This window comes from Microbacterium alkaliflavum (assembly GCF_044325405.1).
Classification (GTDB): Bacteria; Actinomycetota; Actinomycetes; order Actinomycetales; family Microbacteriaceae; genus Microbacterium; species Microbacterium alkaliflavum.
In genome coordinates this window covers 73,660-86,341 of sequence record NZ_JBIQWL010000015.1, presented here as the reverse complement: position 1 = coordinate 86,341, position 12,682 = coordinate 73,660, and the positions used below count along the sequence as shown (strand labels likewise).

General features: G+C 68.3%; 20 protein-coding genes. 10 read left to right on the top strand and 10 right to left on the bottom strand.

The window, feature by feature from the left end:
* Positions 1-674: 674 nt before the first annotated feature.
* Together ACH3VR_RS22200 and ACH3VR_RS22195 are read left to right on the top strand one after the other, a co-directional pair.
* Positions 675-1,061: a LexA family protein gene (locus ACH3VR_RS22200; protein ID WP_397558520.1), complete on the top strand. Its 387-nt coding sequence runs from the start codon at positions 675-677 to the stop codon at positions 1,059-1,061.
* An 80-nt stretch (positions 1,062-1,141) separates the two neighbouring features.
* Complete coding sequence (locus ACH3VR_RS22195; RefSeq protein ID WP_397558523.1) at positions 1,142-2,416, top strand: Y-family DNA polymerase; 1,275 nt, start codon at positions 1,142-1,144, stop codon at positions 2,414-2,416.
* Here the strand turns inward: ACH3VR_RS22195 and ACH3VR_RS22190 are convergent.
* Positions 2,413-2,820 carry a hypothetical protein gene (locus ACH3VR_RS22190; protein WP_397558519.1) on the bottom strand — a complete coding sequence of 136 codons (408 nt, stop codon included), beginning with the start codon at positions 2,818-2,820 and terminating at the stop codon, positions 2,413-2,415. The two genes, ACH3VR_RS22195 and ACH3VR_RS22190, sit on opposite strands and share 4 nt — an antisense overlap.
* 42 nt (positions 2,821-2,862) lie before the next feature.
* On the bottom strand, positions 2,863-3,189 hold the full coding sequence (locus tag ACH3VR_RS22185; RefSeq protein ID WP_397558518.1) for a histone-like nucleoid-structuring protein Lsr2: 327 nt from the start codon (positions 3,187-3,189) through the stop codon (positions 2,863-2,865).
* A 154-nt stretch (positions 3,190-3,343) separates the two neighbouring features.
* Between ACH3VR_RS22185 and ACH3VR_RS22180 the strand changes: the two genes are divergently transcribed.
* From ACH3VR_RS22180 to ACH3VR_RS22145, 8 genes are all read left to right on the top strand, one after another.
* On the top strand, positions 3,344-3,871 hold the full coding sequence (locus ACH3VR_RS22180; protein WP_397558517.1) for a hypothetical protein: 528 nt from the start codon (positions 3,344-3,346) through the stop codon (positions 3,869-3,871).
* Positions 3,868-4,110, top strand: a complete 243-nt coding sequence (locus tag ACH3VR_RS22175; protein WP_397558516.1) for a hypothetical protein — start codon at positions 3,868-3,870, stop codon at positions 4,108-4,110. Before ACH3VR_RS22180 ends, ACH3VR_RS22175 begins: the two co-directional genes overlap by 4 nt.
* Positions 4,107-5,042 (top strand): DUF3560 domain-containing protein, encoded by a 936-nt coding sequence (locus ACH3VR_RS22170; RefSeq protein WP_397558515.1) that lies wholly within the window; start codon positions 4,107-4,109, stop codon positions 5,040-5,042. The genes ACH3VR_RS22175 and ACH3VR_RS22170 overlap by 4 nt, the downstream gene beginning before the upstream one ends.
* Positions 5,043-5,044: 2 nt before the next feature.
* On the top strand, positions 5,045-5,320 hold the full coding sequence (locus ACH3VR_RS22165; RefSeq protein WP_397558514.1) for a hypothetical protein: 276 nt from the start codon (positions 5,045-5,047) through the stop codon (positions 5,318-5,320).
* Between the two features lie 176 nt (positions 5,321-5,496).
* Entirely contained in the window at positions 5,497-6,156 is a 660-nt protein-coding gene (locus tag ACH3VR_RS22160) for a type IV toxin-antitoxin system AbiEi family antitoxin domain-containing protein (RefSeq protein WP_397558513.1), read from the top strand.
* Entirely contained in the window at positions 6,149-7,207 is a 1,059-nt protein-coding gene (locus ACH3VR_RS22155) for a nucleotidyl transferase AbiEii/AbiGii toxin family protein (protein ID WP_397558512.1), read from the top strand. The genes ACH3VR_RS22160 and ACH3VR_RS22155 overlap by 8 nt, the downstream gene beginning before the upstream one ends.
* 84 nt (positions 7,208-7,291) lie before the next feature.
* On the top strand, positions 7,292-7,648 hold the full coding sequence (locus ACH3VR_RS22150; RefSeq protein ID WP_397558511.1) for a DUF3846 domain-containing protein: 357 nt from the start codon (positions 7,292-7,294) through the stop codon (positions 7,646-7,648).
* A complete protein-coding gene (locus ACH3VR_RS22145) occupies positions 7,645-8,079 on the top strand; it encodes a hypothetical protein (protein WP_397558510.1) in 435 nt (144 codons plus the stop codon). The genes ACH3VR_RS22150 and ACH3VR_RS22145 overlap by 4 nt, the downstream gene beginning before the upstream one ends.
* A gap of 4 nt (positions 8,080-8,083) precedes the next feature.
* On the opposite strand, the gene ACH3VR_RS22140 is transcribed toward ACH3VR_RS22145, so the two are convergent.
* From ACH3VR_RS22140 to ACH3VR_RS22105, 8 genes are read right to left on the bottom strand one after another with little or no spacing between them, the layout of a single operon-like run.
* Positions 8,084-8,686 (bottom strand): hypothetical protein, encoded by a 603-nt coding sequence (locus tag ACH3VR_RS22140; protein ID WP_397558509.1) that lies wholly within the window; start codon positions 8,684-8,686, stop codon positions 8,084-8,086.
* Between the two features lie 3 nt (positions 8,687-8,689).
* Positions 8,690-9,226, bottom strand: a complete 537-nt coding sequence (locus tag ACH3VR_RS22135) for a hypothetical protein (RefSeq protein WP_397558508.1) — start codon at positions 9,224-9,226, stop codon at positions 8,690-8,692.
* The gene (locus tag ACH3VR_RS22130; RefSeq protein ID WP_397558507.1) at positions 9,226-10,038 is read right to left on the bottom strand and encodes a hypothetical protein; all 813 of its coding nucleotides are present in this window, start codon (positions 10,036-10,038) and stop codon (positions 9,226-9,228) included. The genes ACH3VR_RS22135 and ACH3VR_RS22130 overlap by 1 nt, the downstream gene beginning before the upstream one ends.
* Complete coding sequence (locus tag ACH3VR_RS22125; RefSeq protein ID WP_397558506.1) at positions 10,035-10,523, bottom strand: DUF6611 family protein; 489 nt, start codon at positions 10,521-10,523, stop codon at positions 10,035-10,037. Before ACH3VR_RS22125 ends, ACH3VR_RS22130 begins: the two co-directional genes overlap by 4 nt.
* A 57-nt stretch (positions 10,524-10,580) precedes the next feature.
* Entirely contained in the window at positions 10,581-10,745 is a 165-nt protein-coding gene (locus ACH3VR_RS22120) for a hypothetical protein (RefSeq protein WP_397558505.1), read from the bottom strand.
* Entirely contained in the window at positions 10,745-11,314 is a 570-nt protein-coding gene (locus ACH3VR_RS22115) for a hypothetical protein (RefSeq protein ID WP_397558504.1), read from the bottom strand. Before ACH3VR_RS22115 ends, ACH3VR_RS22120 begins: the two co-directional genes overlap by 1 nt.
* A 4-nt stretch (positions 11,315-11,318) precedes the next feature.
* Positions 11,319-11,612, bottom strand: coding sequence for a hypothetical protein (locus ACH3VR_RS22110; RefSeq protein WP_397558503.1), 294 nt, complete (start codon positions 11,610-11,612; stop codon positions 11,319-11,321).
* A gap of 21 nt (positions 11,613-11,633) precedes the next feature.
* On the bottom strand, positions 11,634-12,680 hold the full coding sequence (locus ACH3VR_RS22105) for a hypothetical protein (RefSeq protein WP_397558502.1): 1,047 nt from the start codon (positions 12,678-12,680) through the stop codon (positions 11,634-11,636).
* Positions 12,681-12,682 lie beyond the last annotated feature (2 nt).

Genomic DNA, 12,682 nt, shown 5'->3' with positions numbered 1-12,682 from the left:
CGGAAACAACTGGTCATCCCACGGTGGCCCTTCATCGTCAGCGACGACGAGAGCCCCGCAGGAATTGACACCACGCTATGGGACTCACCCGCCGGCACCGGCGACATGGGCGGAGTACGAACGGATCCGACCGCAGCTGATCGACACACTCGGGCGGCCTCTCGTCAGCGCCTGGTGCGACCGCTGCCAATGCCGGCACTTCACCGTCGACCCCTGCGTGGCGGAGGTCCCTTGCCCGACCTGTGGCTCGACGCGCACCCGGTGCGTGCGTCCCTCCGAGCATGAAGCCGACAGCTGGCACAAGGAGCGACGTGCCCGCTTCGAGCAGCTGCGCAACGAGCGTGAAGCTGCAGGCATCCCGCAGGTCGCACGCTGGCCCCTCCGCAGCTGAGGAGCCACCTGATAAATTGAAGACCTGGCGCCCGGCCGTTGAGCGGAATTTCCTTCGTGGATCTCCTCTCGAGTTAGTTGACTTGACACTTGATTAGCTCCGGCCGGGCGTCTTTCTTTGCCCGCGTGACCCCGCAGCGGCTCGCCCGGCATGCACGCCATGACTGGCGAATGTTTTCGAAGGTCGATAGATGCGCGCATACTTGGAATCGGTTCTATGTTCTGAGAGTGCGGGAGGCGTGATGCTCGCGACGTTGCCGCGACTCGTCGACGTGGAAGCTCGAATGGCTCTCCTGGCCGCGCCTGTCGCGGTCGCCTGCGGCTTCCCCTCGCCGGCACAGGACTACTACGACGGGCCGATCGACCTGACCGACATGCTCGTCGACGACCGCGCTGCCACCTTCATCGTCCGGGCCTCGGGGCATTCGATGACCGGCGCCGGCATCAGCGACGGAGACGAGCTGCTCGTCGACCGCTCGAAGCATCCGCAGCATGGCGACGTCATCGTGGCCGTGCTCGACGGCGAGCTCACCGTGAAGCGCCTCGAGCTCACGCCGGCCGGCGTCGTGCTGCGCTCCGAGAACTCGGAGCATCCGGACATCATCGTGCCGGAGCTGAGCGACCTTCAGGTGTGGGGCGTGGCCATGTACTGCATCCATCACCTTCGGTAGCCCGATGAGCAAGCGGGCGATCTCTCTCCGGCCGCGACTGCAGCGCGGCCTACTGCGTCGAACGCACCAGGAGGCCTGAAATTCTCCTCCATTGCGATATCAACAGCTGCTACGCGAGCGTCGAGCGGGTGTTCAATCCATCCCTCGAGGGGCGCCCTCTCGTGGTGCTCAGCAACAACGACGGCATGATCGTGGCCGCATCGAAAGAGGCGAAGGCCCTCGGTCTGGATCTCGGCAAGCCCTGGTTCGAGCTGCGCCCGCACGCGCAGCGGCTGGGCGTCGTCGCGGTGTCGAGCAACTATGAGCTCTACGGCGATATGAGTCGGAGAACTATGGAGGTCCTCGAGCGGTTCACCCATGAGCTCGACGTCTACTCGATCGACGAGGCCTTCCTGACGGTCGATCGCCGCACGGCCGCCGACGTCGACGCGATGTCGCGCCTCGGCCGCGAGATCAAAGACGAGCTGCGCAGGCTGGTCGGGGTGCCGGTGTGCGTCGGGATCGCACCGACCCGGACCCTCGCCAAGCTCGCCAACCGGACCGCGAAGAAGCTGGATGTCTTCGACGGCGTCTGCGTCTGGCCGGCGACGCGCCCGCAGTGGCGTGAGAACCTCATGCGTCGGCTACCCGTGTCCGAGGTGTGGGGCATCGCCTCCCGCCTCGAGCGTCGCTTGAACGGCTACGGCATCACGTCGATCTGGGATCTCGCGACGGCCGATCCCGTTCAGGTGCGCAAGTGGTTCAACGTCGTGGTGATGCGCACCGCGTTGGAGCTGCGCGGCGTCGCGTGCATCGGCCCCGAGGAGGACCGCACCGGCAAGAAGGACCAGCTGATCATCTCGAGGTCCTTCTCCGAGAAGGTCACGACACAGGATGGCATCCGGCAGGCGCTCTCGATCTACGCGCAGCAGGCAGCCGCGCGCCTGGTGCGCCACTCCCAGGTCGCGCGCCGCGTCGACGTCTTCGCCGGCACGAGCCACTGGACCGAGCAGAAGCACTACCCGAGCGTGCGCGTGCAGCTCCCGTTCCCCACCGCGGATCCCGTCGAGCTCACACGCGCAGCGCACCAGCTGCTCCCCCAGATCGAAGACGGCATCCGGTACGCCCGCGCGGGCCTGATGCTCACGGATCTGCTGCCCGCCGGGGTGCACCTGCCGTTGGAACCCTTCCGCCGCAAGCACGAAGACGCCGGAATCGCCGCCCTCGTCGACGGCGTCCAGAAGAAGGCAGGCAAGGACGCGCTGGGCCTCGGCTACGGCGGATTCCGCCCCGGCCCGTCCTGGCAGATGAAGCGCGGGATGCTCACGCCGCGCGCGACGACGCACTGGGACGAGCTCGTGCGCGTCCGCGCCTAGCTGCCAGGCTCCCCTGCTGCAGCAGCCTCGGGCGCCCGAGCGAACAGGTGTGGGCTCTTCCGTGCGAGCTCGAGGTTCCACATCGACGTGAGCGCTCGATAGTGCGAGATCTCCCGGCCGGCGTCGGCCAGGTAGTCGCGGTTCTCGTGGAGCAGCTCGCGGCCGCGGGCGCTGGTGCCCCACCGGTAGTCGACGTCGGGCGGGTCGTCTTCATAGCGGACCCTGGTGATCAGGCCTTCGCGCAGCAGCACCCGCACGGTGGCGATGTTCACGATGACGAAGTTGGGGGCCTCGAGGTCCAGCGACGCCGCGAAGCGCTCGTCGATCTCGGACTCACGCATGACGAGCCCGCTCAAGTGAATGCGCGCGAGCGCCTTCAGCTGAGTCGGGGAGAGCTTCCGCATGCAGTGAGCATAGGGCGCGCTCCCGCTTTGCCGAGGGCCGGATCAGTGGGCGGCGTGGTACTCCGCGACGATCGGGGCCGGGATACGGCCGCGGTCCGAGACCGCGTGCCCGTTGGCTGCTGCCCACTGACGGATCGCTGCCGTCTCGCCGGCTGCACGGCGGGTGGAGGCGGAGCGTGATGCCGTCACTCGACGGCCAGCTCGCACGTAGCCGGCCAGCGCTTCGCGCAGAGCGGCCGCGTGAGCGTTCGACAGGTCGATCTCATACGCGATGCCATCGATGGAGAACAGCACGGTCTCCCCTTCGTCGTGCTCGAGAACTCCGCCGTCCAGGTCATCGACGAGCTGGTGAATGATCCGCTTTGCCATGCGGACACCATATCGGCGGGGTGCCGGAGGTCAGGCCGGCGCGGCCACGTCAGGGATGCAGCGAAGCCACCTTCTCCAACTGGGTTGACTATCTCGTATTTGTTCCCTATATTGGTATGCGTCAAGTCAACTATAAATTGAGAGGGGTTCCACCATGGCCATTCTCCTGGCACCCAAGGACACCATCGACCTCATCGTCACCGCCGCGGTGCTCGGCACCCGCAGGGACGACGACGCGGACTACACCCGCCAGCTCGTGCAGCGCGCCGATCAGATCGGTCAGCAGCTGTGGGAGGCGAACTACGCCTCGGCGAGCCACGCTCGCGGGATGGAGCTGCCGGCCCCGGCCTACACCTGGGAGCCGGTGTTCGATCTCATCTGGCAGGCGGCGACCGACCAGCCCGACTACTCGCTCACCCCGCAGCAGACCCTGCAGGTGGAGCGCTGCCGGCTGTTCCTGAGCGAGAACTCGCGTGAGCACCCGGACTGGGATGACTCGGCGGCCCGGCTGTTCCTCGAGCAGCTCGGCGCAGCCGTCGAATCCCGACTGCGCGGCTGGCCCACCGGCCCGGGCGAAGATGCCGGCGTGCTCGAGTTCCGCGGGCTCAGCAACGCGCTTCCCCGATGGACGCGCACCTCCGGTTTCCCGCAGCTGACCTCGGCCCCGGAGCGTGCGTCGTGACCGCGCTGCCGCAGCAGAGAACGGGCGAGGCTCAGCAGTTCGCGCTGCAATCCTGGATCCGCAAGACCGGCACGACGGCGATCTTCCTCCTCACCGGAGCGGTGAGCATCCTGCTCGCGATCGTCTTCGGCACCGACATCTGGCGCATCCTGCTCACCGGCATCCTGCTCGTCATCCTGCTCGTCTCCCTCGTGGTGATCGTGATCGGCGTGGCCGACATCTTCCGGGACGACTCATGACGGCGCTGACGATCACGCACACGGCGGCCGCGGGCACGCTGCTCGAGGGCACGAACAAGGGCGACGGGTCCGCGGAGATCCTTCGCGGGACCGGATGGCGCTGGTCTGCCCGGATCGCGAGCTGGTACGTCCCCCGCTCCCGCGATCGCGCACCGAGCCGGCATCTGATCGCCCGGACCGCGCAGCTGCTCGAGGAGGCCGGGTTCGAGGTGGAGGTCGAGATCGACGCGACACCCCGCTCGGCATCCGATGTCGAGCAGGACCGGCATGATCGGGCAGCGCAGCGCGTCGACGAGCTCACCGCGCGAGCAGCTCACCAGGGCGATCGGGCCCAGCAGTCCGAGGCGGTCGCCAGGCGCATCGCCGACGGCATCCCGTTCGGGCAGCCGATCCTCGTCGGCCACCATTCCGAGGCGCGCCATCGTCGCGACCTCGCCCGGGCCCAGCGGGCGCGCGACATCGAGCACGACGCGAGGACGCAGCAGGAGGACCTCGAGCGGCGAGCCGCAGCGACCGCGGCCGCGGATGCCGCCCGCTCCGAGCCGAGAGCTGTCGCCCGGCGGATCTCCACGCTCGAGACGCAACTGCGGAAGATCACCCGCTCGATCGAGGGCTACCGCAATCACCTCGGCGATCAGTTTCCGCCGGCATCCGGCGATCAGCTGACCCGGCTGCGGGATGAGCTCGCCCACGTCGACGAGGACCTCGCGCACTGGACGCGGGTACGCGCGCAGCAGATCGCCGACGGCTCCGCGATCGCCCTCACCCGCGACGACGTCGCGTGCGGAGATCTCGTCGCGTATCGCGGGCAATGGTTCCCGGTCCTGCGCGTCAACGCGAAGTCGGTCTCCGTGCGCAGCCTCGCCGGCGGCTCATGGACGGACACGATCCCCTACCACCAGATCAGCGGGCACCGACCGAAGCAGGTGTGATCGTGCACGTCACCATCCGCTGGGAGACCAGGCTTGAGCACATCGCTTCGGTCGACGTCGACGAGCTCGCCATCGCGTCGTGGGCAGTGCGGGCGCTGCCGATCGGGACACTCGCACCGGACGAGCCGCGGCCGCCCACGGTCGAGGAGCTGCAGGAGGCCATGGCCCGGAACGGGCATCTGCGGATCCGGCTCACCCAGCTGTACGTGATCGCCCACGGCGGCGCCGAGCCTGATCCCACGACTCGTCGGGACGGAACGCCCACCGAACAGAATTGACCCCCGAGAGGATGCAGCGCCTCTCGGGGGTCCTGGTATTGCTTGGGCTCTCAAAGTGTCTCATATGTCTTACGTCTCCTCAACCCTCGTGCCCCGATCCGGCCCCGGGATCCACCGATTCATGGCCGAATGATGAGCTACAGCATTTGTTACCCTTTTCGGGTACAATTGCTGTCATGGCTGGAAAGACGATCGCGGAGCTCGGTGAGCTCGCTGCTGAGCGGTGGGGCATGTTCACCACCGCGCAGGCGGCGGGCGCCGGCGTCTCGCGCAAGACCCTCTCGGGACTGAGCACTTCGGGCGCCATCCTCCGGGTCGCGCAGGGCGTCTACCGGATGGCCGGGGCGCCGGAGCCCGAGCACGAGTTCATCTACGCTCCCTGGCTCGCCCTCGGTGGCGCGACCCTGCCGCCGACCGCCGAAGGCGTGCCGGCGGTCGTCGTCGCCGGGGAGACCGCGGCGATCGCGCACGGCATCGGGGACTGGTTCCCCGGCGTCGTCGACGTGCTCACACCAACGCGGCGCACCACCAGGCTGCCCGACGTGAGGCTGCGCACGCGCCACCTCTCCCCCAGTGACGTCGTGTACCTCAACGGGCTGCCGGCGCTGACCGTCGAGCGCACGATCGCCGACCTCCTCGAGCAGTGGGCGGATCGCTCCCTCGTCGTCGACGCGCTGCGCCAGGCCGCCGAGCAGGGCAAGCTCCTCTCCCCTCGCCACCTCGCCGAGCACCTCGCACCGATCGCCGCCGCACACGGTGCGGAGTCAGGTGCGGATCTCGCCGCGCAGCTGATGCAGGAGGCCGGACTGCAGGCCGGGGCAGCCGCCCATGGCTGAGGAAGCCGGCTACCGCAGCTGGCAGGGGATCTCGCAGGCCATCAAGGCCGAGGCGGCCCGGGCCGCGAAGACCGGCGACAGCAACCTCAACGTGAACGAGCAGATCGTCCAGGCCAATCACGACCGGTTCCTCTCGCGGGTCTTCGCGGATGGACAGGACTCCGAGTGGCTGCTGAAGGGCGGGACGGCGATGCTCGCCCGAGTTCCGAAGGCCCGAGCCACGAAGGACCTGGACCTGGCCGCGACCAACGCGACGGATCTCGACGCTGCGCAGGAGGCGCTGCAGCGTGTCGCCTCCCGTGACCTCGGCGACCATATCCGGTTCCAGCTGACGGGCGTGCGCGAGACCGGGCTCGGACAGAATCAGCCCGGGGTCGACACACGCCGGCTGGTGTTCACCGCGCAGGATGCCGGCACTGGTCGGAAGCTGTTCGACGTGCCGATCGACGTCGTCGTGGGCCCGCCGCCCATCGGCCGGGTGGAGACCGCGGATCCGTCGAACAGGCTGCAGCTCGGCCGGCCGATCCAGACTCATCCCTATCGGCTGTTCCCGATCGCGGATCAGATCGCGGAGAAGGTGACCGCGACGATGGACACCTATGCCGGCAGGCCGAGCAGCCGAGTGAAGGATCTCGTCGACCTGGTCACGATCGCCAAGACGCAGACCGTGGACATGCGCGAGCTGCAGATGGCGATCGACGCCAAGCGCGCACTCTCCCGCACGCCTCCGTTCGACGAGTTCGCGGTACCCGACGAGTGGGAGCGCAGCTATCGCCCGCTCGCGATGAAGACGCCGGCCGCGCGCGACCTCAACGTCCAGGAGGCCGTCACCCTCGCCAAGCAGCTCGTCGACCCTGCGCTCGTCGACGAGCCTGTGGCCGCCGGGCTCACCTGGGTGCCCGGCCACGGGTGGACCGATGATCCCGACGCCGCGGCCGCACAGCCGGACCCGACGCCGCCGGCCGGCGACGTGCATGTGACCAGCCACGTCAGGGGCGGGCATCCGGTCACCGAGCACTGGCGAAGCGCACGGGGCAGCGGCAAGAGCTGACGAAGTCTCCAACCGGGTTGACACCGCCTGACGGAACCCCTATATTGGTAACCGTCAAGTCAACTACCGGATAGGGGTTTCATCATGAAGGTCATCAAGCTCAGCACAGACGGCACGGTCGAGCAGCTCACCATCGACGACGAGCACAAGCTCACCGCGCTGCAGCAGCTCGTCGGCGGGTACGTGCAAGCGATCTCGCTCACCGAGAACGTCGACCTCGTCATGCACGAGGAAGAGAAGTTCATCCGCGGGCACAAGGCCAACCCGGTCGCCGGTCGTCTGCTGCACCACTTCGACATCGCACTGACGCCCGGCGACTACATCGCCGGGGACGCGGTCCTCGTCGGCGTCGACGGCCCGGACTGGATCTCCGTGCCCGACTCGACGCCCGGAACGCTCGAGTTCCTCGGGTTCCAGATCACACAGAAGGACGACGCATGAACATCGACACGACAGCGCTGAGGTCGCGGCTTCGCGGCCTCAGCGCCACCCTCAAGAAGATCGATGACGAGCAGCGGGCACTCCGCGAGGAACAGCTCGAGCAGCTGCGCATCGCGCTCGCACACCGCGGCACCGTCGGCGAGGTCGCGCAAGCGAGCGGGCTCAGCCGCGCGTACCTGCACAAGATCGGGCTGCACCTGCAGCGCAGATCCGTCGACGACCCGCAGACCCACGACAAGGCGATCGCACGGGCGGGCGAGATCCGCGAGGAGATCGCGCAGCTCGAGCAGGACGCCGGCAACGCTCGAGCGGAGCGCGATCAGGTGATCCGTGAGCTCGGGACGACGATGAGCACCGCCGAGATCGCGAAGGAAGCCGGGATCTCCGGCGAACGGGCCCGGCTGATCCTGCAGGACGCCGGCAAGGCGTAGGCGATCAGATCTCGACGGTGCGCTCGGCGGCATCCAGCTGCAGCATCGCCGTCACGACCACACGCTGCGCACCGTCGAGCACCTCGAGGACGTCGTCACGCGACATGGTCCCGCCGAGCGCGGCAGCCGCGCGGCGCAGTTCATCGGCAAGGTGGAACAGCCGTGAGCTCTGTGCGAGTCCGGACAGCGCGGCCGCCCGGGCGGCTTGCCGGTCGGCGGACTGCGCGAGGTCGTTGAGGGTCTCGCGCAGAGTGGTGTGCTCCTGGCGGCGGCGTTCCTGCTCGAGTTCCGTGGGGTGGTTCTGCCGCCACGGCTCGAGGGTGTCGTCGGTGAGGATCATCAGTTCCCATCTTGCGTGATCGGGTTTCGGCCGGACCAGGTCGTGCACGGCGATCTGCACCAGGTGCCTGGGGCAGAAGAACAGCTCACAGCCGTCGTCGACGCCATGTGCGACGCAGCGGAAGTCGCGGCCACGGTTGATCTCCACCTGGCAGGTGGGCCAGTCGCAGAAGGCCGGCACCCGTGAGCCGGCCCAGCGGTCAGCGGACCAGTCCCGGTAGATCTCATCGCTGACGGATGCCGCGGCGGAGCCGTAGAGGGCGGACACGAGTCAGCTCGCCGGCTCGAAGGTCAGCGCGCCGACGGCGCGCATGGTCTGGGCCAGCGAGGCCGCCTCGGCGAGGACGTCCACCGCGGCGGTCGGGGCGCTGGTGTGCTCGACCTCGTCGGCGAGCTGCTGCAGGGTGCGGTCGCCGTCGATGAGACGCAGGATGCGGCCGCCCGTCTCGGACACGATCACCTTCTCCCCGGCGTCGTCGAACCGCACGATGCAGTCGGCACCCAGGTGCTCGGCGAGGCTCAGCGGTCGGCGGGTGAACGGCACGACCGTCAGCCCGTGCGAGATCGGACACACCGCCACGATGTTGCTGTCATGCAGCGCAGCGAGCAGATCCCGGTCGGCTTCGGACAGGTCGCGGTAGAGGGCCCGGATGTCGATCGACGTGAGGTACTCGTCGACGTCACGGCTGATGGAGTACTCCTGCTTCGTGGAGCCGGGTCGATCGCCAATCGTGAGCGTGATCCGCGCCCCGGTGCGGGTGGTGTACCCGAGCGGCACGACGCGCAGCGGCTCCGTGAAGACGACCATCAGAACAGCGCTTCCGCTGTGGCAGGGGATTCCACCGCCGACCCCAGGAGGGCGTGGAATCGGGCGCTGCGGATGCTGCCGGCGGTGCGAAGCTCACTCTCGATCGCGGTCATGAACAGACCGTCGGTCTCGGCAAGGATCGCGCGAGCTCGCTGCGCAGCGCTGGCGATGACCGACGAGATATCCGCCGCGGCTGAGCCCTCGACCGCGCGGTGGATGATGATCTCCTCCGCCGTCGCCGAGATCTCCGCGAACCAGCTACGGCGCTGCTCGTCGACCCGGAAGTCGGTACCAGCTACCAGGGACGGGTTCGCGAGCTGCACAGTGAGACGGTCGTATGCCTGATCGGCCGTGGACGGACCGCCGTTCAGACGCACGGTGTAAGACCAGCGCATGTCGCCGCCGCCGAGGATCCCCAGTTGCAGGGCGACGGTCTCGGCGCCGATACGCCGGGCGACGACGGCCTGCGCGACCAGGTCGCGGGCGATGATCGTGCGACTGCGGCGCTCGTCGGGGTCGTCGCGCACCACGCGCAGCAGGGCCCGGATCAGGCCGATGATCGCCCCGACGATGGCGCCCAGTCCAACGAACGCCGTCCATGCTCCCCAGACCGCGTCGACGGAGGTGAAGGCGAGGGCGCCGGCGAGGTGCACGACCGCGATGATCAGCCCGGCCGCGACAACGCCGAGGACGCCGTAGGCGACGGTGAAGATCCCGATGTACAGCAGCGCTGCGACGGTTGCCGTCGTGGCGCGACCGGTGAAGCGGGTGCGCGGGTGGAGGTCCAGCCAGGTCTGAATGCGGTCGATCATGAGGTGCTCCCTGCTCGGTTGGTGATGGTGGATAGGTCGTCGTAGATGCGTGCCCACTCGGCCTCGTGGTCGACCGGGTTGAGGCCCGCGGACTCGAGAGCGCTGAGCCGGTCGGTGTACTCCTCGAGGAGGCCCATGTCGCCGGAGAACTGGGGTCCACGTTTGGTTCCCCGTGCCCTGACCCGGATGCCGTGTGCGTCGGCGAGCGTCGGCCGGGCGAGTAGCCAGGCCCCGGCGACGATCGCGGCGGTGACGAAGGCCCCGAACCCGAGCGTCCACCAGATTCCACCGGCTCGGATCGGCGCCGGGGTGAGGAGCACCGCGAGCACGGCGACGGATACCCACAGCTTGTTGACGACGAGCTGGCAGTAGAAGCTGACCTTCGCGCGCTCGGTGGCGGTCGTTCCCGGACGGAAGACAAGCAGTCGGATGGTGGCGCTCCCGAAGGTCTGCGCACTGATGCGGTCGAAGTCGATCCGGTCCACTGCGGAAGGATTCCTTCGGCCGTGCGGGGCGCGGATTGCGGTTGTGGAAGGTGACCATCAGCGCATCGCCCCAGCCAGTGCGAGCTGCGCCTCGTCCGCCCGGCGAGCTGCTTTGCAGTCCTCGCAGGTGACCGTCACCCAGCTGTGGTCGATCGTGGTGGCTCGCCGACCGCAGGCGGCCCGGCCGCCCTCCATGGGTCCGTGGATCTTGCTCTCGCTCATCAGCGCTCTCCTCGGTGAAGGACGACCTGGTCGCCGGTCTGGGCGTCATAGAAGTTGGGGGCACCGGCCGCGATCGCCGCGGTGCGCGCTGCGCTGGCAGCGGTGTAGCGGTCGGCGCCGGTGTCGGTGAGGACGTAGAACCCGAGCGCCGGCGTCTCACTGATCTCGGCCGGCGGCGCGGGGTGACGAAGACGGCGCAGCGCCTTGTCGGCTTCACGGGACTCTTCGACGGCCGATCCGCCGCGGGAACGGGCGAGAGCTCGCTTCTGGTCGACCCGGGTGATCCGACCTATGGCGAGGCGGGTGCGCAGCTCGTCGACGGCGATCGCAGAGGGATCCGCCGCGGCGGCGATCGCGGAGCGCAGATCGGACTGGCCTCGAGGTGATGAGTCGTAGGCGGCCAGCTTGCGGGCGACCTTCTCCTCCGCCTGGCGCAGGCGCTGCTGGGCGTCGACGTCGTCGGGGCGCTCGGCCGCTTCGAGCTGTGCCGCGGTGCGACGCTCCTCAGCTGCCTGCAGCTCCTTCATCGTGTCGGCGCTGCAGCGTGCTCCGGGGCGTGGATCGCACATCGAGTTACCGCCCTTCGCGGCGTCGACGCGATCGGGCGATCGCGATCGACCCGGCTACGAACAGCACGAAGATGCCGGCGACGATCAGCGTCCGCCAGATGTCGAGGCCTACCCCGTCCATGAGCGGAATCAGCACGGCATCGCCGCGAACGAGGAGCCCCCATTGGACAGCGAGGTCGCGGGCCGGAGCGACGAAGGCGCCCAGGGAGAACAAGCCCATGCCGGACACTCCGGTGAGGAGCATGAGGAGGGCGATCCAGTCGTCTGTGGTGTCGGGTTGCTGCTGGGTGTTGGTCATGGTCTGGGTCCTTTCGGCGGGTCAGTGCTCGGTGATCTCTTTGCCGAGGACGGCGATCGTGCTCGTGGAGCACTGCTCCTGGCGGATCGGCTTCTGGATCACGAGCGGGGAGTTGTAGGTCGTCGTGGTGCAGGTCTTCTCGGTCGTGAGCTGCCAGTCGTCTCCGTACCGGTAGCGCGACGTTGAGAAAGTCCGGACTCCGTCGTCGGTCTTGACCAGGCCGGAGACCTCGGCTGAGGTGCCGCCGAGGATGATGCCGAAGTAGCTGCCGGACTTGAATGTGACGGATGAGGGGACGATCGTCTCGGTGGTGATGGCGGTCTGCTGCGGTTCACCAGGCGTCTCGAGCCAGATACGGAACATCGGCGTGGACAGTCCGAGGCCGACAGCGACGACGACGAGCGCCATGGTGGCGGTGCTGAGCAGCAGCCAGAACCCGCCCACATCGAGACGCTGGCCGAGGGATTTCTCGCGGAGAGCCTTGCGGAGGATTGCGGGGATGCTGAGGGTGACGAGGACCCCGATCGCCCACCAGCCGGCGGTGGTGAGTCCTTGCAAGTTGTCCGTGCCCGGGAATCTCCATCCGGTGAGAAGCAGGAGCGCGATGATGGCTGCTCCGACGATGACAACGCCCCAGCCGATCGCCTTTCGCTCGTCGAGGTCCTCGAGCTCGTCGAGGGAGCGCGTCGTCTGTTCGGTGGCCGAGCGCGATGACGCGGGGTCGTCTGATCCGGATGCGGGGGTTTCAGTAGCGGGCGCCGTGTCGATCGTCGCTGTTGCTGCTGGCTGGAAGTAGTCGAAGATGTCCGCGCGCGACTCGGCGGCTCGGGGTGTGTGCACCGAGCGTGCATCGACGTCGACGTATCGGGTCTTCGTGGCCGGGGTGGCTGCCCGCTGCACGGGGCTGGGCGACTGGTTGCGGGGTGCAGGGTGCGGCGTGGGGCGGCGGCGCAGTCCGAGATACAGCAGGCAGAGCGGGAGGCCGGCGAGGAGGAGGTACGGGAAGTACTCGTAGCCGGCGAAGGCGTTGCCGAAGAGGTCGAGCTCATCTGTGGCCTGAGTGAACATCC